Source organism: Pedobacter sp. ASV1-7, assembly GCF_040203335.1.
Lineage (GTDB): Bacteria > Bacteroidota > Bacteroidia > Sphingobacteriales > Sphingobacteriaceae > Pedobacter.
Map to the genome: position 1 here is coordinate 78,278 of NZ_JBEHBV010000003.1, position 19,873 is coordinate 98,150.

A 19,873-nucleotide genomic window follows, 5' to 3' on the forward strand; every position below is an offset into this window, starting at 1 on the left:
CAGTAATGAAAAATCTATTCGTTACTGTAACTCTAATGGTAGTCCTTATTACCTGCAGCTCCTGGGGATTTTATGCACATATGCGTATCAATCGCCTGGCTGTTTTTACGCTCCCTGCCGGCATTAATTCTTTTTACAAGAATAACATCACCTACATTTCAGATCATGCCGTAGACCCCGATAAAAGGAGATACGCCGATACGGCTGAAGCAGCAAGACATTTTCTTGACGTAGAGTTATATGAAAAACATATAGATAGCATCCCTTATAAATGGGAGGATGCTTTAAAACGCTATGGATGGACTAAGCTAAACAAGAATGGTATTTTACCCTGGCAAATTCAAAAAAGCTATTACAAGCTTGTCAACGCTTTCAAAGACAAAGACTCCTTAAGAATATTAATCTATTCTGCTTATTTAGGTCATTATATCGCGGATGCTCATGTCCCCCTGCATACCACACAAAACCATAATGGTCAACTCACAAACCAATTGGGGATACATGCTTTTTGGGAAAGCCGCTTACCTGAACTATTTGCAAAACAATACAACTATGTTGTTGGCCCTGCACGTTATATAGAAAACCCACTAGCCGAAGCATGGAAGATTGTTAAGAATACACATACCATGGTAGATACGGTATTAAATTTTGAAGCCAGGTTAAGTAAAGAATTTCCGGCCCGCAAAAAGTATAGCTATTCTAAAAGAAACAATCAACTATTGAGGCAATACTCCTTTGCCTATTCAAAAGCATATCACGATAGAATGGAAAATATGGTTGAGCGACAAATGCGCTCAGCCATATTAAGTATCGGATCATATTGGTATACTGCCTGGATTGATGCCGGACAGCCAATATTAAAATATTAGCTAGCTTTATTCTCTTCTTCTGTACTAAGTGCTTCATCAAGCACCTCAACTACTGGTTTCTTCTTAAATTTAGATTTCAAAGCTGCGAATAAGGCCGGGAAGAAAGTAACCACTGCAATCACTATAATCACAACATCGAAGTTCTTTTTAACCACCGGAATTTGTCCCAGTAAAAAACCTGCCAATAATAAACCAGCAATCCAGGCTACTCCACCAACAACATTGAAGAAAGTAAACCTTCCGAAAGGCATTTTTGCTACACCAGCCACAAAAGGAGCAATTGTTCGGAATATAGGTAAGAACCTACTGAAAATGATAGCTTTACCACCATGTTTTTCAAAAAACTCATGTGATTGATTGTAATATTCTAACTTGAGAATCTTATTCTCAGGCTTAAATACCTTCACACCAAAAAAGCTGCCGAGCTTGTAATTCAGGGAATTTCCTAAAATTGCAGCGACGATGAGTAAGATCATCATTACCCAAATACTTAAACCAGTATTTCCGCCAGCAATCAATGCACCCATTGCAAAGAGCAAGGAATCCCCTGGCAAGAATGGTGTTACCACAAAGCCTGTTTCAGCAAAAATGATTAAAAAAAGGATAGCATAAGTCCAGGTGCTGTAATCTCTGATAATTTCTTCCAGGTGCTTGTCAATGTGCAGGAGGAAGTCTACTAAAAAACTGAAAAATTCCAAATCTTATAAATTAAGCCCAAAAATAAAAATATCATGGCATAAACCATGATATTTTTATAAATAGAAATGTCATAATAATGATATAGTTATCTCTAATTCTGAAGAATTGCATGTGCAGTCAACGTAGTAGCAGACGAGCCATCAATCCAAATGGTATAGTTTTTACCAGCAACAATTCCAGGGTCAAACTCTATAGTTGTACTATTCATGGTGATTTTAAACTTTGCTGCTGGCTCAACGCTAAAGTAAGCCAATCTCTCCAAATCAATATACATTAATGACGGGATCAGCACACCTGTTTCACCAACTACAGAAACTGAAATTGGATTGGATCCTGCAAAACTATTTACATTAATAAATCTAACTTTAGCTTTACCAGCTGCTGGTGCCGACATATCATCACCTATTGCAAAAGCTCCTTTTGGTCCACTTTGTGATTGAACGTAAAATACGGTTCCGCTAATGCCAATAGGGAAATTATAAGCCTGTGTAGTTGTATTTACAGTCGTAGTTCCAGTATTATAAAAACTAAATGCATTACTCCCTGAAGTGATTGTTAAATAATCAGAAACTTCCCCATAAGCTACAGCTTCAATACCTTTTTTGGCTCCATTAACATAAAAATCCTGAGGATCTGAATTTAGCACAGTATTTACATAGCGTACTTTCGCATCACCTACCGGCTCAGGTACCGGGTCATACTTTTTACCACATGAAGCAACTAATACGATTATGCTTAGACAAACTACCATGAAAACTTTTCCGGCTTTCGATGATAATAAAAATGATGGTTTCATATCTTTTAATTTTAGAATCGTTAAAAACAAAATGGCTTGGTCAAAAACCAAGCCACTTTAGCTAATTATTTTAAGTATTAATTGTAATTATTTAACATTACAGGCATTACAAGCATCAGAACATCCTCATTTTCATCATTAGTCTGAGGGATCAATAAACCTGCACGATTTGGTGTTGAAAGCTCCAGAGTTACCTCTTCGCCACTTAAATTGCTCAACATCTCAATAAGGAATTTAGCATTAAATCCGATTTCAAGATCTTCACCTTCATACTGACAGCTTAAGCGCTCATGAGCTTCATTAGCGAAATCAAGATCTTCAGAAGAAATGTTTAATTCGCTGCCATTAATTTTTAAACGTACCTGGTGAGTAGTTTTGTTTGCAAAAATCACTACCCTACGCAATGTATTTAAGAACAAAGCTCTGTCAATAACCAATTTGTTAGGGTTATTTGCAGGAATAACTGCTTCATAATCTGGATAACGCTCATCAATCAGACGACAAACAAGGTTAATATTTTCAAATTTAAAGAATGCACTTGTAGCATTATAATCAACAGAAACATTGATATCAGTTGATGGTAAAGCCGCCTTTAATAAGGTCAGCGCTTTTTTAGGCAAAATAAAAGATGAACTCTTTTCGCCTTTACTATCCATACGTCTGTATCTTACCAATTTATGTGCATCAGTAGCTACAAAAGTAATATGTTGCTCAGAAAGCTGACAAAAGACACCAGTCATAGCCGGACGAAGTTCATCGCTACTTACTGCAAAAATAGTTTTTGTAATGGCTTCAGTTAATACAGAAGCAGGTAAATTTACTGAAGAAGCATTTTCTACTACCGGAATTTTCGGAAAATCATCACCGTTCTCTCCACTTAGCTTGTATTTACCATCACCTGCACTGATCTCGATAGAAAAAGTACTGTCATCAATATTGAAAGATATTGGCTGATCAGGTAATGTTTTTAAAGTGTCTAACAGGATTCTTGCTGGTACTGCAACTTTTCCTCCTTCTTTAGATTCAACAGGCAATGAGGTAGTCATACTAGTCTGCAAATCTGTAGCAGAGATCGTTAAATTTCCATCTTTAATCTCAAACAGGAAATTTTCCAGTATAGGTAAAACAGTGCTGCTGCTCGATGCACCGTTAACAGTTTGCAAATGTTTTAATAGCGTTGATGTGGATACAATAAATCTCATAATTATGATCTAGTAAGTTCTCAAAAATATAAAAATTACCGTGTATACTTGTGTTTACGGTAATAATGTTGAAAAATTGCAAAGGATATTAACAATAGTAAAGGTACAATTATATTAATCAGTTGCCATTGCAACTTTTCGGCGCGCAACCTGGTCTTATCCAATAACCTGATCTTAACCTCTTTATTGCGTAAACTGATTAAATTATTATCATTAGATAAATAATCTGCGATATTTAGCAACAATGCTTTATTTCCAAAATTTCTTTGCGAATACCTATCAAAACCCAATGGAAATACGGACCCATCTCTCCCACTTACCTGATTTTTGAAAATATCACCATCTCCAATTACAATCATTTTTGTGGGTTTACTAAGTTGTGGCAATCCATAATCTTTTTCAATTCCAGCGGGTAAAGCACGATTCAAAAAGACAGAAGGAAATTCTCCTTCCAGCAATACTCCAACAGTACGTGGTACACTAGCATATTCACGCGGATCAGGTTGTTGGGCCACCATTTGTAAAGAAAGCACCTGAGGTGCATTAAAAACCTTGTTAAATGATGAAGTATGCAGTATAGATTTTTTACTGATTCCTTTAACACCAATGGTATCCACTGTACTTACAAACTCTGTCCGGATGTTATCAATGTTTTTTACGATATAACTCGATGAGTCGGGCATTAATAAAGGATAATATACCCATGGGGCCATTTGGATCTGCGCTTGTGCCCCACCCATAGACAGGGGAATTTCTGCACAATTGGCATCGGCGACAAGGTTATAATTGATTCTGGCACCATACATGAACAACATATCGTCCAGATTGAGTTTTCGATTAAAAGCAAGCTGTTCTCCACCTTTTAAACTATCCAGATCTGCCCCTACCTGATCAATGCTCCACACTATTCTACCGCCGTTCATCACAAAATAATTAATCTTGTATTTCTGGGCTTCGGTAAATTCCTTTTGCGGTTTGGTGATAAACAGTAATTTCAACTTATCCAGTCCACTTTTGTCTATCTGATCCAGATTTACACGTCCAACTTCATAACTCTCGGAAAGGCTTCTGATGGCATCCTGCAAGTATATATCAGACAATTCGCCATTACCCTCTGTAAAGCCAATCCGAGGATGCTCCGCACTCAATACTTTTTGAATACCCGAAGTGAACAGATATTCCAGGTTTTGAATCGAATTATTTATATTCTCCTCATAATTACCTGTTGCATCGAGATTCTGCAAAAGCTTTACAGGAAAGCGTTTACCATCTGCCGCAATCATAGCCATCGGAAAGATTGTTTTCTGAGCAAAGCCATTATCATTCTTGATGTTCAATGTTGTGGCTTCAATACCGGCCTGATACAAGTTATTGATTGCTGTATCTTGTTCAGCAGCAGATAAACCCGAAATAGGATCTACAAAAATCACCTTTATGTCTGTCCCAGCATAAGCTTTATAATCTGCCAGTAAATCCTTTGTTGAATTTTTAAGTCGTTTAAAAGCAGCAGGCAGCTCACCATCTAAAAAAACAGTTATACTAACCGGACTCTTTACATTTTTTAAAATCTCTTTAGATTTAGGGCTTAGGGTGAAACGCTTTTCTTTGGTAAAATCAATTCTGGCATAAAAATACTGCGCAAGAACATTTAAAAGAACAATTGCAACAATATAAATGGTTGTCAACATCCATTTATTACGCTTATTTACCATTTCTTACCTCCTATTATTAAGCGAGTAAGACCTAAAAACACCATTACAAAACTGATAAAATATACCAGATCGCGCGTATCCATTACCCCACGACTTATAGATTGGTAATGTTCATTCACACTTAGATTTAACAATGCAGTTTCAAGATATTGCATGCCAAATATCTTACTCATTGCATCAAATCCCTGAAAAGTAATGAAGCATATAAATACAGCTACAGCAAATGCTATTACCTGGTTTTTAGTTACCGAAGATGCAAAAATACCAATAGCGGTAAATGCGGCACCCAACAACAAAAGACCAATATAACTACCTGTTACTGCTCCACCATCGATATTTCCTTTAGGAAAGCCCAATTCTGATATGGAATAGTAATAAATAAGGGTCGGGACCAGTGCGAAAAGCACCAAAACCAAACAAGCCAGATACTTAGCCAGTATAATCTGCCAATCCGTTATTGGTCTTGTAGCCAATAATATATAAGTCCCCTCCCTACGTTCTTCAGCAAAAGAGCGCATGGTAATTGCAGGAATTAAAAACATAAAAAGAAAAGGCACCAGGCTAAAAAAGCCTGTCAGTTCAGCATAGCCATAATCCAGGATAGAAGTATCTGGGAAAAACCATAACAACAAGCCGAGGGCTAAAAGAAAAATTCCGATGGTGATATAGGCCATCATGGAATTCAGCAAACTAAATAATTCACGTTTAAAAACTGCGTACATGCATTCAGATTATTAACGCCGAAGTTAGAAAAATATCCGCTAAAAATTGTATCCCGCCCTTATTCCTCCGAATGAACGTGTACCGCCACTTCTGCTCCAGCTTTCATAACTCAGTCCAAGATCTAATGTTCCGGAGTTCGAGATTTTAAACTCAGTGCCTAATCTTGGCGCATAAGCAAATGCAGTTCCTGTTCCGTAACCATTTGCTGTAGAAATTGCGACACCAAGCTCCGCAGCGCCATAAACTGTGGGAATAATAAAGTACCTTGCTCCTGCTTTAATAGGTACATAGCCCTCTTTGTATTTGATATTACTATAAATAGCTGGACCGTGAAATCTTATATAACCAATGTTACCAGTGATGCTTAAATTTTCGGTCACAGGCTTTTGATAAAGCAGTGAAACACCAATACCATAATCAGCAACATCTTTATAACTTCCAACAGGAAATGCAGCATCCAGACCTAGTCCAAGTTTAGACTCGCCAGCTTTTGACTGAGCATATGTATTGCCTAACATTAAAAATCCGGCTGCTGCCATTAAAAGCATTCTCTTCATTACAATCTGATTTTGATTAATCAGCGATATTATGAAAAATTATGTATTTACATTGCCATATTCATGTTAATATAAAAATTCTAATTACGTTCGAATCAATAATAATCCAGTGACAATCTCAGCTTTATTCAATATCTAGAAAGGTTTCAAACTTAACCATATCTAAACAGGGTGCAAACAGGGTCTAAACAGGGTGATAACAGGGTCAACTATATAGTTTAGACCTAGTTGTCATACTGCATACAAAATGTAAACTTCCAGTTACAATTGAAACTTTCTCAAGGTTAAATAGGTTGTTTCTAAAAGGTTGCTTAGAAACTAACAGCATTATGGCTACAATTAAAAATGGAATATTAGGAGGATTTAACGGAAAAATAGGAACTGCTGTAGGCTACCAAATTGGCGATGAAAGCTACATACGTGCACTCCCAATACGTCGTGCCAAGCCTACAAAAAATGAACTTGTTAACAGAGCTAAGTTTAAACTTGTACAAGACATCTTAAATCCTTTAAAAGACTTTTTAAAAGTGGGTTTTAAAAATTACGGGACTAAAACAGGTGGATTCAGAAGTGCCGTTTCTTATACCCGAAAAATTGCACTAGTCAAAGATGATGCAGGCATTTATATTGATCCTGCCTTGCTTAAGGTTAGTGGTGGAGATTTGCCTCAAGCTGTAAATCCAACTGTCGTATTTGAAGATCCAATGCTTATTACTTTTAGTTGGGATATCAGTAACATAACTTACGAACATACCTCAGATCAGGCAATGGTAGTAGTTTATGATATGGAAAATAAAATGGCAATTACCAGAATCTTTGATGGGGCATTTAGAAGAAATGGGGCACTAACTGTTGAAATCCCTAACGATTTTAAAGGGAGAGAAGTTCATGCGTACATAGGTTTTGTCTCAGATGACCGAGAGAAACAATCTGACAGCCAGTATTTAGGGAAAATTGATATCCCGGCACAGACTTAATTAAAGCAAAAAAGGTTGTCCGAAATATTCCGAACAACCTTTTTATAATATTATTTACAGAATCAGTGTTTTAACTAAAGACCGAAGTTAAATGCAGCTCTTAAGCCAATGAAAGAAGCAGTTCCTCCACTTACTGAATGGCCTTCATAACGAGCACCTAACTCTACAGATGACTTATCAGAAACTTCAAATTCAACACCTGCTCCAGGAGCATAAATAAATGCAGTAGATCCTCCTTTTTCAGTAGAGAAACCAGCTCCCAATTCACCGTTTACAAAAAAGTTCTCACCAAAATAGTATCTCGCACCAGCTTTAACCGGAATAACTCCTGCATTTCCACCTTTTACAGTAACACCACCAAAGTCAAAATCCTTGCCTTTAAAATTTAAATAACCTGCACTACCTGTTAATAAAAAATTCTCAGCAACAGGGTGTTGATATTGCAATGATCCACCAAATGCAAAGTCAGTTCCTTCACTTGCATCACCAATTGGGAATCCAAAATCAGCTCCAACACTTAATTTTGGAGATTTAATAACTTGTGCGTTAACACTTGAGAATGCAAATAAACCTGCAACTGCTGTTAATAGTAATAATTTTTTCATGTTTATATTTTTAATTTGATTTACTCCTTAGATACAAAAACTTTGCCATTGTTACACAGCTAGAAAATATCAACACCTAAAAAGCAAAAAAGCGTCTACCAAGTGGCAGACGCTTCAAATCAAAACTTGGTACGCGTTGAACGTTAAAAAGAAAATCCTATCCCTATAGAAAATACTTTATTCTTAACTTTAAAATCTCCTGAATCCCTTGCAACATTACTTAAGCCAAATCCATAACCTGCATGAATGTTGAAGCCATTACTCAACTGATAACCAGCTAAAGCATTTATTCCGAAATCGCCACGTTTTGTGTCACCGTCTTTACTGAAATCAACATCATCTGAATCAGACTCAGATTCTGAGACACCGCCACCTGTTAATGAAAATTCAGCTTTATCTTTACCTGAGATAGCCATAGCATAATATGGACCAGCTCCGATAAACACTTTACCCGATCCTGCAGGGAAACTTACCACTGCGTTTACAGGAATCTCAATGTACATTAGACTTCTAGAAGATTTAGCAGAAAAAGTTACACCCTCTTCAGTTCCAGAAAGTTCTTGTTTATAACCTTTTCCGGAAAGTAATAATCCTGGTTGTACCGAAAACATTTCACTGATTTGAAAATCAACTGTTCCACCTAAATAAAAAGAAGTATTTGCTTTTACCTTACCTTCATCCTCTTCTACTTCTGAGAATGAAACGCTTGGAAAATTAACACCTGCTTTAACACCGAATTTAACAGGGCTTGTTTGGGCTGAAGCAGCTAAGCCAGCACCGGCAATCATTAATGAGAGTAAAATTTTTTTCATCTTGTTTGTTTGGTTAATTAGATGCCCAAAATGACAAAAACGAAAAAGATTAAACAATACCTATTAATAGGTATTTATTATAACTATGCAAAAGTTAACTTTCTAAAAATATCCTCTAAACTACTACCCGGATATTTAGCTTTCAAGTCAGCAATAGAATCATTAGCAACAATATTCCCTTTATTTATGATGATCACGTCATCACAAATAGCTTCTACCTCCTGCATAATATGCGTGGAAAGAATTACCGTTTTATCTTTACCCAGACTTTTAATCAATTCTCTGATCTCTGAAAGCTGATTAGGATCAAGACCGGAAGTAGGCTCATCAAGAATCAATACTTCAGGATTATGAATAATGGCCTGAGCCAGGCCTACACGTTGTTTGTAACCTTTAGACAACATCGCGATCTTTTTATGCTGCTCTGCACCAAGTCCGACCTGTTTAATCGTCTCTTCAACTTTTAATGCCGCATTTTTTAACCGATAAGTATTGGCAACAAACAACAGAAATTCCTTTACATACATATCCATATACAAAGGAGTGTTTTCCGGTAAATAGCCCATAATCTTTCTCAGTTCAAGACTTTGAGTTTGGGTATCAAAGCCACATAAACTTGCCGATCCAGATGTAGGTGCGGTGTAGCCAGTGAGCATACGCATAGTAGTAGATTTCCCTGCCCCATTTGGGCCCAAAAAACCTAAAATACGGCCAGGCTTAGCTTCAAAACTAATCCCATCTACTGCTTTTTGCTTATCGAAATGTTTGGATAATGCGCTTACCTTAATACTCAATTTCTTATATTTTTAATACTAATCAGATGATCAAACTCAAAAGTAGGAAAAACACCGTAATTTATCTAAGTTTGCATCATTATGGCAAAGAATACTAACGACGAGCAACTTAAAAAAGTAATATCACACGCTAAGGAATACGGATTTGTATTTCAGAGCAGCGAAATTTATGACGGACTAAGCGCTGTATATGATTACGGCCAATTGGGTGCTGAATTAAAAAACAACCTTAAAACTTATTGGTGGAAATCAATGGTGCAAATGCATGAAAATATTGTGGGCATCGATTCTGCCATTTTTATGCATCCAAAAATATGGAAAGCCAGCGGTCACGTGGATGGTTTTAATGATCCGATGATAGACAATAAGGACTCTAAAAAACGTTACCGTGCCGACCAGTTATTAGAAGACAAAATTGCCCGTTACGAAAAAGACGGAAAAACAGATAAAGCAGCTCAGCTACAAACTGATATGGACGACGCTTTAAAAGCGGAAGATTTGCCATTGCTAAAAAAACTAATTGAAGACCATGATATCGTGTGTCCTGTTAGTGGTACAAAAAACTGGACAGATGTACGTCAGTTCAATTTGATGTTCAGCACGCAGTTTGGAGCTATGTCTGAAGATTCTGACGAAGTTTACCTACGTCCGGAAACTGCTCAGGGGATCTTTGTAAACTTCCTGAATGTACAAAAAACAGGACGTATGAAAATCCCGTTTGGAATTGCACAAATAGGAAAAGCATTTAGAAATGAAGTGATTGCACGTCAGTTTATCATGCGTATGCGTGAATTCGAACAAATGGAAATGCAATTCTTTGTTCGCCCGGGCGAAGACCAAAAATGGTTTGCTTACTGGAAAGAAGCACGCTTAAAGTGGCATACTGCCTTGGGTACTCCTCCGGAAAAATATCGTTTCCATGACCATGTTAAGTTAGCACATTATGCCAATGCTGCTACTGATATTGAATTTGAATTCCCATTCGGATTTAAAGAAGTAGAAGGTATTCATAGCCGTACTGATTTCGATTTGACACAACATCAGGAGTTCTCTGGTAAGAAGATGCAATACTTTGACAATGACTTAAATGAGGAAGGTAAGCCATATGGCAACTATGTTCCTTATGTTATTGAAACTTCAATTGGTTTGGATCGTCTGTTCTTGTTAACAATGACTAATGCACTTGAAGAGCAGGATCTAAGTGATGGAGATAAACAAGACAGCAGAACTTTATTACGCCTGCACCCTTGTCTGGCGCCTGTTAAAGTTGCCATATTCCCATTAACTAAGAAAGATGGATTGCCAGAAAAAGCAAGGGAAATTATGGATAGTTTAAAACTTGATTTCAATTGTGTTTATGAAGAAAAAGATGCAATTGGCAAACGCTACCGTCGCCAGGATGCTATAGGTACTCCTTTCTGTGTAACTGTAGATCATCAGACCCTTGAAGATAATACGGTAACGATTCGTCACCGTGACACTATGGAGCAGCAACGTATTGAGATCAGTCACCTTGATGAACTGATTGCAAGTAAAACAAGCTGGAAGACTTTGTTAAGGAAGTAAAAAATAACCTAGGTATTTTTTCTTCAAGCATGATACATAATAAAAAGAAAATAGCCCGTAACATTAATTAATGATACGGGCTTTTTCTATTAAAATGGAGATTATTTCTGATCGTTATAATCCTGATAATTGATCAATTATTTCTTTCAACTTTGGACTGTCGGGCATTGGCGCCTTATAAACCAACAATTTGCTTTCCATATCATAGATCATATAATGAGGAATTCCTGAAATATTTAGCTTTTTGGTGAAAGCGCCAGTCTGGTCTAAATACTGATGACCATGCATATTCAGTTCTTTCATTTTGCTTAACCAGGCATGTTTATTACCATCAATTGAGATGGCTACAAAAGTAATGTTCCTTCCCTCATACTCCTTTTCTAACTTCTGCACCAGAGGTGTCATTTTGATACAAGGAACACACCATGAAGCCCAGAAATCAATAAAAAGATATTTCCCTTTAAACTGTTCAAGATCTACGGTTTTACCTTCTGCATCCTCAAATTTCAAGTCGGGTAAAGCACCTCCTCTCATTGTATACCTTAAGTTTTCAAAATCCTTCTTTACCTTAGATCTGATTGCAACGTCATTAATTTGCGCTGCAACTTTAACATAGGTTTTCAAGTCTTGCTCAAAATCATTGGTAATTTTATAGGAAGCAGTATAGCTACTCAGCAAACTTTCTATCACCTGATCAATTAGTGGTACATTAGACACCATACTTTTTAACAAGTCAATCTGAGTATTGATTTCCTTCAGTGTTTTGCTTCTTTTATAAACAGGCATTTCTGTATATACTTCAAGATACCTGATCACATTTGACACCCCATTTGTAAAAAGCAAAATTGTTGGGTCATTAAAGTAAAAAAGGGGATCTACAGGCTGAGCATAAAAGCCCGCCCCAACAGGAACAGTGTTTTTAGATCCCCTGCTGTATTCTAATGCAAGACGATATAAATGTGTATTGTACACATCAAAAGCTTTAAACTTTAAATACTTCTGAACTATAGGGCTGATTTTTTTATCTGTCAACACCTGATCAGTTAATACATAAAATTGCTTTAACTCTTCTTTTTGATGAACCACATCTGCAGTACTGTTAAATAAAGCACGGAAGTAATCGTTAAATTTCTCGTTGATTTCTAACAGTGCCTTATTATCTGCATTGGTGATTTTTATATAATTACAAACCAATCCGAATTGATTGTTTCCTTGAAATTCCAATTTCAATTTATCATTCGGTTTTAAATAGATAGTACTATTATGTACAGATTTATTATTTTCTTTTTGTGTAACTACAGAAAGACTATAAAAACCGGCTTTATTAATATCCAGTTTCATTGTAAATGAACGTTGGGTTCCAATATTAAGTTCTTCCTCGTATGGCTTACCAACTTCATTACCAAGAACTTCTTTCAAATAAATAGTAACCGTACGGTTGTCTGCTACTTTAATAACACCATTTAATTTAGTAATGGCCTGACAAATAATACTGCTTCCTAACAAAATGCAAAATAATAAGATCTTCTTCATCACACTAATTCCCCTCTCTATCTTGGATTCTGTTTGATGTTATTGTTTAAACTAATCACTTTTGAAGGGATTGGTAAAACAAAACGTGGACTATTTGCGGGCAATGTTTTACTACCATGAGTTACACTGATATTTCTTCCCTCAAGGTTTAACCTCTTGATATCTGCTAAACGTAATCCTGTAAACGCAAGCTCAATACGACGTTCGCGTAATACCAGATTTAAGGCATCTGCAGGTGTTGCAGCAGTTAAGTCTGCATACTTAGCTGTAGGAATACGTTTCTTTCTAAGTGCATTGACATCATCCAAAGCAAGCTGTGTTTGATTTAAACGTGCTAAAGCTTCAGCACGTATCAATATTAATTCCTGTGTAGTAATCCCACTATTGTTGTAATCGTAAGTACCATTGAAATCTCTAATTCCCCTTCCACTGTTTACGAAAGCGGTACCTGAAAAACCATAAGGAGATGAACCATAAGTCTCTCTTAAATCATTTACTTTATATGGATCAAAAGAGGCTGGATCTTGAGCAATAGGATTTAACAAGTTGAATTGCTCATTAGAGAAGAGATAGTTAAATTCATAGCTACCAACCTTCAAACTATATTTTAACAATACAATATGTTTTTTAGCTATTGAAGAACTAGGATAACCGGTAATCGCTGAAGATTGTGGTTTTGTTGGCGTTACCAGGCTAAAGGTCGTATAATCATAAATAAAACTATTAATAGCTAAAGCCTTACCTGCATATTCTGAGGCTTTTGTCCAATTCCCCATGTATAAGTACATACGAGCTAAAACACCATACGCCGCAGCCTTATTGGGTCTGTAACTATAAGTTGATTTTTCAGCGAGGATATCAGCAGCTTCCAACAAGTCTTTTTCTACCTGTGCATAAACAGCTTTAACGGAAGCTCTTGCAGGCAAAGCATTGATGTCTACTTTTAAATTTAATGGTACACCCATGTCAGTTTCTGAAGTATTGCTATAATGCTTTGCATACTCGTTTACCAAAGTAAGATAGGTATAAGCACGATGAACCAATGCTTCTCCTTTAGCCTGGTTTCTTTTTGCCTGATTTGTTTCTGTATTTGTTTCCAACCCGGATAACACCGAGTTTGCTACATAAATTGTTCTATAGGCTACATTCCAATCTGTGTCTTCCTCAGATACATCATACAACTCTGCTTCAAAATCATAAGCCCTGATCGGACCAGTTCCTGGATAACCAATTGCTCCGGCGCGGTAGGCATCTGGTAAATTTATCTCATCAGTTAGATAATGAGTATTATTTGAAGTACGTCCAATTTCAAGTGGTGCACTCATTAATGCAAGATAGTCATCTAACGTAGTAGGAATAACTACACCTTTAGGTTCTGCATCCAGGAACTTATTGCAGGAAGTGAAAAGTACTACTGCAAGCATTATTGCTGTATATTTATATATATTAAAAATTTTCATTTCTGTACCAATTAAAAGTTAAGATTTAATGAGAATACGTAGTTTTTTACCGGAGGAAAACCAATGCTTCCTGTAAGTAAATTAACGTAGTCAGGATCTAAGCCCTGTTTGTTGACTGTCCACAACCATACATTATTAGCCTGTGCAGTTAAACTTGCTGCTGTAAATACATTAAACAAGAATTTTTTAGGCATCTGGTATGATAAACTCATTGATCTTAGACGTACAAATGATGCATCATCATCCCAAACATCAGACTTTCTATAATAGTCGTTCCATTTTGCATCAATGCTTGCTCTATCGAACATACGTGGGATATTGGTGTATTGCTCATCACCCGGATTTTTCCATCTGTTGACAATATCAGATGTTACACCTGCAGTCATATCTGTTTTTGTAGTGCTCTGACGCATTACATGTCCCATTTTAAAAGTAAACTGCGGACTAAAAGTAAAACCTTTATAACCAACATTAATCATCATTCCTCCATAAACAGGAGGATCCATAGTTCCTACATATTTTAATGCATTGATATCAGTTATACGTGTTTGCGACCAGCTTCTGATATTACCTTCAGCATCATAAATCTGAGGTTCTCCTTTTGAAGATAAACCTGCCCATTTATAACTATATAAAAAGCTAAGTGGTAATCCTGAAATTTGTCCTTCTGAATTCGCATAAGCTGATGCCGTTTTATTTGGTGTCAATACATCTGTTACTTTATTCTTATTATATCCGATATTGAAGTCAGCATCTAAACGAACATCTCCCTCTAAAATACGAGCGTTTAAGTTCAGTTCTACACCATGATTGGTCATAATTGCTGTATTTTTCTCAGCTCTTGAAAAACCTGTTGTCGGGTCTAGAATGCTATTGCCTAACAGGTCATAACTCCTCTTTTTGTATAAGTCAACCGATCCTGAAATACGGCGATTGAATACTGAGAAATCTACCCCAAAGTTTGTAGATGCTGTTTTTTCCGGACGCAAGGCCTGATTTTCAGGATTCATGTATGTCAGCATATTCTCTTGCGTATTGAAGTTTTTACCGGTTTGTGCGATTGGATACGGACTTGAATTACCAATGTTACCGTTTATACCATAGGTAGCTCTGACAATTAATTTGTCTAAGAAACCTACTGAACTCATAAAATCTTCGTTCGTCATGTTCCAGCTTACACCGGTACTCCATAACGGACGGTAGCGATATTTTGGATCTGTACCAAACAAGTTCGACTGATCTATACGGATACTTCCTGATACCGTGTAGCGGCTTTTATAAGTATAAGCAGCATTTGCAAATAAAGAAAAGAACCGCTTATCTGTATCCACAAAATTAGGCAACCATGTATAAGTGCTATAATCACCAAGTCCGTTAAGTTGTGTGATACCAAGCGAAGCCAGATCTATATTATCAGATGTAAGTGCTTTATAGTTATAATTGTAATAACGTTCAGAATTACTTGTAAAGCCTACTTTTCTTAACTCCATACCCGCGACAGCATTAATAGCATGGTCAGAACCAAACTGTCTGTCGAGGTTTGCCACGTTACGGAATGTCCAGCTGTTTTGGTTTTCCTTACCTTTATCAAATACAGGGCCTGCCGGAAACTTGTTTACAAAAGAGCCTGATCCTGTAGGCACTCTCCATGTATTAGCCATTAATCGTGGATAATAGGCATCGATACCTTGTAAATTTTCATTATTTGTAAACCTCAACTCTGTCTGGAACTGAGAACTGAAATTTAATCCCTTTATAATCTCGTAATCTGCACCAACGTTAATTCTTGAGGCAAAAGTACTTTTCTTAGTTGTTGTGTTTTGCATATTCTGCAAAGCGTTATCATCCCAGCTTAAATAGCCATTATTATAAAAGCTTTGCTTCATATGGTCGGGAACTCTTGATGTACGTGAAACGTAGTTTCCATTTTCATCTAAAATCCTGTCATAAGGTCTTGCACTGCCATAATCATAACCACTATTACTACCCTCATTTTTTACATAGGTGCTATTTATGCCCAATGACAAAACTACTTTAGGTAAAACCTGCAAGCTATTTTTAAAGTTCAGGATCAGATTATCATTATTTTTGCCTGTCAGGTTTGTTGACTCTTTAGTGTATAAAGATGAGATGGCAAACATATACTTTTCAGTACCACCACGTACCGATAAATTTAGCTGACGTTGTACTGCTTTGCGGTAAAAAAGATCTTGTTCATTGAGTGAATTGTATTGCTTTAGCTGATCTATTCCGCTATTAACCATGCTCATCGGAAAACCATTAGGATCTTTATAATTTTTATAATACAATCCTGCAACCAATGAGTAAGCATTCTTATCAGCATTGGTAAAAGGGATCCATCCCCTCTTAATGCTCTCAACTTCAGCATCGATATAATCTGAGCTATTGGCCAAACGCTGGAAGGAGAAATCTGGTTTACTGGTTACGCTTAAGTTACTGGTAAAGTTAAATACAGCTTTACCATCATTAGCCATACCACTTTTGGTTTTGATAACAACTACACCATTCGAGGCACGTACACCCCATATTGAAGCGGCAGCTGCATCCTTCAAAAATGTGATATTTTCTATATCATTAGGGTTCACTGTAAAATTACCAGTTTCAATAGGGAAACCATCTACAACGATTAAAACTTCGCGTGTAGCTGATCTAAGTGAAGATGCACCTCTGATCTGCATCTTTCCGTCTGGTCCTACCAACAATCCTGGGACTAATCCTTCCAATCCTTTTGCAAAATCAGTTGCACCAAGATTAGTTATTGCTAGTTTTTTCTGGTCAACAAAGCTAAATGATCCTGTAGCACGTTCCTTAGGTAAATTCTGGTAACCTGTAGATACAACTACATTCACTTCCTTTAGTTTGTTATCACTTTGAATCATGGTAACATTTAATGGCCCAGCTGCACCTGTTGTTGCTATTTCCTGACTTTCGTAACCGATATAAGAAAATACCAATACGGCATTATCTGCTACATTACGCAGCTCAAACTCCCCATTGGCATTAGTTGCTGTTTTATTACCTGTGCCTTTTTCAGCGATCACTACACCTGGTAAAGGCTGTCCGTCATTTGTAATTACTTTACCACGGATTTCCTTAAAAGCCTTCCATTTTAAAACCCGATTGTAATTGGCATTAGGAACATCGTTATTAGTCTGAATAGGCTTAATCAGAATTATTTTATTAGTGATTTCGTAACTAAAATTCTGACCTTTAAGTGAGGCTTTTAAAGCTTCTTCCAATCCGGAATTTTGCAAATTTACACTTACTGGTTTTGCATTTTGAATCAAATCAGTATTGTATAATAGCTGAAAGCCACTTTGCTTCCTTATTGCATGAAGCACACTTTTTAACGAAGCGCTGTTTTTTGAAAGCGTAATCTGTTGAGAAAAACCTTCAGCACTAACCTGTAAACAGGTTACTGTGAGAAGGATTGCAATTAGCTTCATAACTAATATCGTTTTTGATCTTAAAAAGCAAGATAAACTTAGGCTATGCATGAAGCCATACACCCTCTTGCTTAGAAGGTTGAAATTCATAAATTTGTTAGTGTTAAGGTTTGTTGATTTTTATTGACTGATTCTCTCTTTTAATAGATAAGCTTACCTTATTGCCGGTAGTGTTCCCGCACTGCCGGCTCTTTATTATGTTCCCGCACAATAAAGTCGTAAAGCCATCCTCTCTTTTTGTATAGTTGTTACATATGATATGAATTGGTTTCTATTTATATACTTTTATTACTTTTCCTTCTATTTTAAACTTTAGGTTCCCTGTAACTTCCAACATTTTTAATACATTGGATAGATTTACATTCCTGGATATATAGCCATTATAACGTGTATCAGGCACATGCGAATAATCAACGCCTACATCATACCAACGTTCGAGCTGTCTTAAAATGCTCGTCAGACTCTCATCGTTAAACAGAAAGTTTCCATTTTTCCAGGCAATCACCTCTTCTGTATTTACTTTATTCACATCTACTGCATTCCCCTTTAAAACAGACTGTTCACCAGGTTTCAGCATCAAATCTGCGGCAACAGAAGAATGTAATTGCACCGAGCCTTCTAATAAAGTCGTTTTACTGCTGCTTTCATTTTTATAGGTATTGATATTGAAATGAGTTCCCAAAACCTTTACTTCCTGACGATCAGAGGTTACTTTAAAAGGTTTAAGCTTGTCTTTATGAACTTCAAAATAAGCTTCCCCATTTAACTCCACCTTTCTTTCCTTAAGACCAGTAAATGTTACAGGGAACTTAATTGACGTAGCTGCATTTAGCCAAACCCGGGTACCATCTGGTAAATTAACCTGATATTGACCGCCTTTAGGTGTAGAGATGGTATTAAATTGCGTACCCAACCCTTCATTTTGGATATTAGCATCTTTAAACTCATACACCAATTGTCCGTCCTTTGTTTTATTGATGACAACCCCACTTTGTTCAGCAAGTTTACCTTCTGCAACATCATCAATCAATATTGTAGTTCCGTCTGCCAGCGTTAACAAAGCTCTGTTTCCTCCCGGCTTCACATCTTCTTTAACCAGCTGACTGTTTACACTTTTCTTATTGTTGGAAGCGTTGATCAAATAGATCCCCGTTGATAATACAACAAGTACCGCTGCCGCCACAGCAATCTTATACCATTGCTTAACTGACTTTAGGGGTTTTGCCAATGGGATACCCTCATGATTGACCACATTGGTATATAAACGATGTTTTAGTTCGGCAACTGTTTCAGTGGAGACTTCATCCAGCGATGTATCATCAAAAGAATCGTACCATTCATTAAACTCAGTTTGCTCCTGAGCTGTAATGGTTCCGTCTTTCCATTTCTGGGCAAGTTCAGATAAACGATGATTGTCTTTTTTTGCATTCATGAAAGGCTACTTTTATATATAGCCAATCAGAATCGATAAATCCCTTAGTGAGAAATGAATTATTTTTATAAAAACATTAAAAAGAATAAAATTCCTGCATTACCAAACTGATCCTTAATGGTTTTACGGGCCTTAGAAAGATGTGCCTCCACTGTTTTTTCAGATACATTCAATTGGTCTGCGATCTGCTTTTGCGACAATCCTTCCTCATGTTTTAAACGAAATACAATCTGACATTTTTCCGGCAACTGCTTAACCGTTAATTCAATTTGTGCTTTAAGCTCATTAAAATCAACTTGTTTAGCAGTAGTATCGTCAAATTCTGTGAGCTGAAAACTTAAGTTCTTTTCAAGATTTTGCAGACGTTCCCTTTTCTGAAGCCTGTTGATAACTTCAAACTTTACAGCTACTGAGAAATAATTATTGAATCCTTTATCAAGTTGAAATGTTTCTCGTTTGCGCCATAGATTACAAAAGATTTCCTGGACGATTTCTTCACCATCAAATGCATTGTCCAGACGTTTCCTGGCCACAACATAGAGTTTATCCCAGTAACGATTATAGATTTCACTGAATGCGGCCTCACTTCCGGTTTTTAACAAACCTGCAAGTTCATTTTCAGAATGTTCGCTTAATGAAACCATCGTATAATCAATGGCAAAATTACGA

The 19,873-nt window shown here is 36.7% G+C and carries 17 protein-coding genes; 3 read left to right on the top strand and 14 right to left on the bottom strand.

What is annotated here, in order from left to right; all coding sequences use genetic code 11:
* The first annotated feature begins 5 nt into the window (after nucleotides 1–5).
* Nucleotides 6–869, top strand: coding sequence for a zinc dependent phospholipase C family protein (locus tag ABDJ41_RS08315; RefSeq protein ID WP_349785462.1), 864 nt, complete (start codon nucleotides 6–8; stop codon nucleotides 867–869).
* Here ABDJ41_RS08315 and ABDJ41_RS08320 read toward each other — a convergent pair.
* The 6 genes from ABDJ41_RS08320 to ABDJ41_RS08345 form a co-directional block, all read right to left on the bottom strand.
* Nucleotides 866–1,567, bottom strand: a complete 702-nt coding sequence (locus ABDJ41_RS08320; RefSeq protein WP_349785463.1) for a DedA family protein — start codon at nucleotides 1,565–1,567, stop codon at nucleotides 866–868. The two genes, ABDJ41_RS08315 and ABDJ41_RS08320, sit on opposite strands and share 4 nt — an antisense overlap.
* A gap of 92 nt (nucleotides 1,568–1,659) precedes the next feature.
* On the bottom strand, nucleotides 1,660–2,364 hold the full coding sequence (locus ABDJ41_RS08325) for a DUF4397 domain-containing protein (protein WP_349785464.1): 705 nt from the start codon (nucleotides 2,362–2,364) through the stop codon (nucleotides 1,660–1,662).
* Nucleotides 2,365–2,441: 77 nt separating this feature from the next.
* A complete protein-coding gene (gene dnaN, locus ABDJ41_RS08330) occupies nucleotides 2,442–3,566 on the bottom strand; it encodes a DNA polymerase III subunit beta (protein ID WP_349785465.1) in 1,125 nt (374 codons plus the stop codon).
* A 35-nt stretch (nucleotides 3,567–3,601) separates the two neighbouring features.
* On the bottom strand, nucleotides 3,602–5,278 hold the full coding sequence (gldG, locus tag ABDJ41_RS08335) for a gliding motility-associated ABC transporter substrate-binding protein GldG (RefSeq protein WP_349785466.1): 1,677 nt from the start codon (nucleotides 5,276–5,278) through the stop codon (nucleotides 3,602–3,604).
* Nucleotides 5,272–6,000, bottom strand: coding sequence for a gliding motility-associated ABC transporter permease subunit GldF (gldF, locus tag ABDJ41_RS08340; RefSeq protein WP_349785467.1), 729 nt, complete (start codon nucleotides 5,998–6,000; stop codon nucleotides 5,272–5,274). Before gldF ends, gldG begins: the two co-directional genes overlap by 7 nt.
* A gap of 39 nt (nucleotides 6,001–6,039) precedes the next feature.
* Entirely contained in the window at nucleotides 6,040–6,558 is a 519-nt protein-coding gene (locus ABDJ41_RS08345; protein WP_349785468.1) for a hypothetical protein, read from the bottom strand.
* Nucleotides 6,559–6,887: 329 nt separating this feature from the next.
* Here ABDJ41_RS08345 and ABDJ41_RS08350 point away from each other — a divergent pair, with 329 nt between their 5' ends.
* Nucleotides 6,888–7,535 carry a DUF6266 family protein gene (locus tag ABDJ41_RS08350; RefSeq protein WP_349785469.1) on the top strand — a complete coding sequence of 216 codons (648 nt, stop codon included), beginning with the start codon at nucleotides 6,888–6,890 and terminating at the stop codon, nucleotides 7,533–7,535.
* Between the two features lie 74 nt (nucleotides 7,536–7,609).
* On the opposite strand, the gene ABDJ41_RS08355 is transcribed toward ABDJ41_RS08350, so the two are convergent.
* The 3 genes from ABDJ41_RS08355 to ABDJ41_RS08365 form a co-directional block, all read right to left on the bottom strand.
* On the bottom strand, nucleotides 7,610–8,140 hold the full coding sequence (locus tag ABDJ41_RS08355; protein WP_349785470.1) for a hypothetical protein: 531 nt from the start codon (nucleotides 8,138–8,140) through the stop codon (nucleotides 7,610–7,612).
* Between the two features lie 143 nt (nucleotides 8,141–8,283).
* Entirely contained in the window at nucleotides 8,284–8,952 is a 669-nt protein-coding gene (locus ABDJ41_RS08360) for a porin family protein (protein WP_349785471.1), read from the bottom strand.
* 83 nt (nucleotides 8,953–9,035) lie between these two features.
* Entirely contained in the window at nucleotides 9,036–9,746 is a 711-nt protein-coding gene (locus tag ABDJ41_RS08365; RefSeq protein WP_349785472.1) for an ATP-binding cassette domain-containing protein, read from the bottom strand.
* Between the two features lie 81 nt (nucleotides 9,747–9,827).
* Between ABDJ41_RS08365 and ABDJ41_RS08370 the strand changes: the two genes are divergently transcribed.
* The gene (locus ABDJ41_RS08370) at nucleotides 9,828–11,312 is read left to right on the top strand and encodes a glycine--tRNA ligase (RefSeq protein ID WP_349785473.1); all 1,485 of its coding nucleotides are present in this window, start codon (nucleotides 9,828–9,830) and stop codon (nucleotides 11,310–11,312) included.
* 114 nt (nucleotides 11,313–11,426) lie between these two features.
* Here the strand turns inward: ABDJ41_RS08370 and ABDJ41_RS08375 are convergent, their stop codons facing one another.
* From ABDJ41_RS08375 to ABDJ41_RS08395, 5 genes are all read right to left on the bottom strand, one after another.
* A complete protein-coding gene (locus tag ABDJ41_RS08375; RefSeq protein ID WP_349785475.1) occupies nucleotides 11,427–12,845 on the bottom strand; it encodes a TlpA family protein disulfide reductase in 1,419 nt (472 codons plus the stop codon).
* Between the two features lie 17 nt (nucleotides 12,846–12,862).
* A complete protein-coding gene (locus ABDJ41_RS08380; RefSeq protein ID WP_349785476.1) occupies nucleotides 12,863–14,305 on the bottom strand; it encodes a RagB/SusD family nutrient uptake outer membrane protein in 1,443 nt (480 codons plus the stop codon).
* 11 nt (nucleotides 14,306–14,316) lie between these two features.
* Nucleotides 14,317–17,772 carry a SusC/RagA family TonB-linked outer membrane protein gene (locus tag ABDJ41_RS08385; RefSeq protein ID WP_349785477.1) on the bottom strand — a complete coding sequence of 1,152 codons (3,456 nt, stop codon included), beginning with the start codon at nucleotides 17,770–17,772 and terminating at the stop codon, nucleotides 14,317–14,319.
* Between the two features lie 271 nt (nucleotides 17,773–18,043).
* Nucleotides 18,044–19,204 carry a FecR domain-containing protein gene (locus ABDJ41_RS08390; protein ID WP_349785479.1) on the bottom strand — a complete coding sequence of 387 codons (1,161 nt, stop codon included), beginning with the start codon at nucleotides 19,202–19,204 and terminating at the stop codon, nucleotides 18,044–18,046.
* Between the two features lie 65 nt (nucleotides 19,205–19,269).
* Nucleotides 19,270–19,848 (bottom strand): RNA polymerase sigma factor, encoded by a 579-nt coding sequence (locus ABDJ41_RS08395; RefSeq protein WP_349785480.1) that lies wholly within the window; start codon nucleotides 19,846–19,848, stop codon nucleotides 19,270–19,272.
* Between the last annotated feature and the right edge of the window lie 25 nt (nucleotides 19,849–19,873).

Bases quoted from the DNA above. Each gene is read 5' to 3' on its own strand.
- ABDJ41_RS08390 (WP_349785479.1), bottom strand. From the start codon at position 19,204: ATGAATGCAAAAAAAGACAATCATCGTTTATCTGAACTTGCCCAGAAA.
- ABDJ41_RS08395 (WP_349785480.1), bottom strand. From the start codon at position 19,848: ATGGTTTCATTAAGCGAACATTCTGAAAATGAACTTGCAGGTTTGTTA.
- gldF (WP_349785467.1), bottom strand. From the start codon at position 6,000: ATGTACGCAGTTTTTAAACGTGAATTATTTAGTTTGCTGAATTCCATG.
- gldG (WP_349785466.1), bottom strand. From the start codon at position 5,278: ATGGTAAATAAGCGTAATAAATGGATGTTGACAACCATTTATATTGTT.
- ABDJ41_RS08385 (WP_349785477.1), bottom strand. From the start codon at position 17,772: ATGAAGCTAATTGCAATCCTTCTCACAGTAACCTGTTTACAGGTTAGT.
- ABDJ41_RS08370 (WP_349785473.1), top strand. From the start codon at position 9,828: ATGGCAAAGAATACTAACGACGAGCAACTTAAAAAAGTAATATCACAC.
- dnaN (WP_349785465.1), bottom strand. From the start codon at position 3,566: ATGAGATTTATTGTATCCACATCAACGCTATTAAAACATTTGCAAACT.
- ABDJ41_RS08345 (WP_349785468.1), bottom strand. From the start codon at position 6,558: ATGAAGAGAATGCTTTTAATGGCAGCAGCCGGATTTTTAATGTTAGGC.
- ABDJ41_RS08360 (WP_349785471.1), bottom strand. From the start codon at position 8,952: ATGAAAAAAATTTTACTCTCATTAATGATTGCCGGTGCTGGCTTAGCT.
- ABDJ41_RS08355 (WP_349785470.1), bottom strand. From the start codon at position 8,140: ATGAAAAAATTATTACTATTAACAGCAGTTGCAGGTTTATTTGCATTC.
- ABDJ41_RS08350 (WP_349785469.1), top strand. From the start codon at position 6,888: ATGGCTACAATTAAAAATGGAATATTAGGAGGATTTAACGGAAAAATA.
- ABDJ41_RS08380 (WP_349785476.1), bottom strand. From the start codon at position 14,305: ATGAAAATTTTTAATATATATAAATATACAGCAATAATGCTTGCAGTA.
- ABDJ41_RS08325 (WP_349785464.1), bottom strand. From the start codon at position 2,364: ATGAAACCATCATTTTTATTATCATCGAAAGCCGGAAAAGTTTTCATG.
- ABDJ41_RS08375 (WP_349785475.1), bottom strand. From the start codon at position 12,845: ATGAAGAAGATCTTATTATTTTGCATTTTGTTAGGAAGCAGTATTATT.
- ABDJ41_RS08315 (WP_349785462.1), top strand. From the start codon at position 6: ATGAAAAATCTATTCGTTACTGTAACTCTAATGGTAGTCCTTATTACC.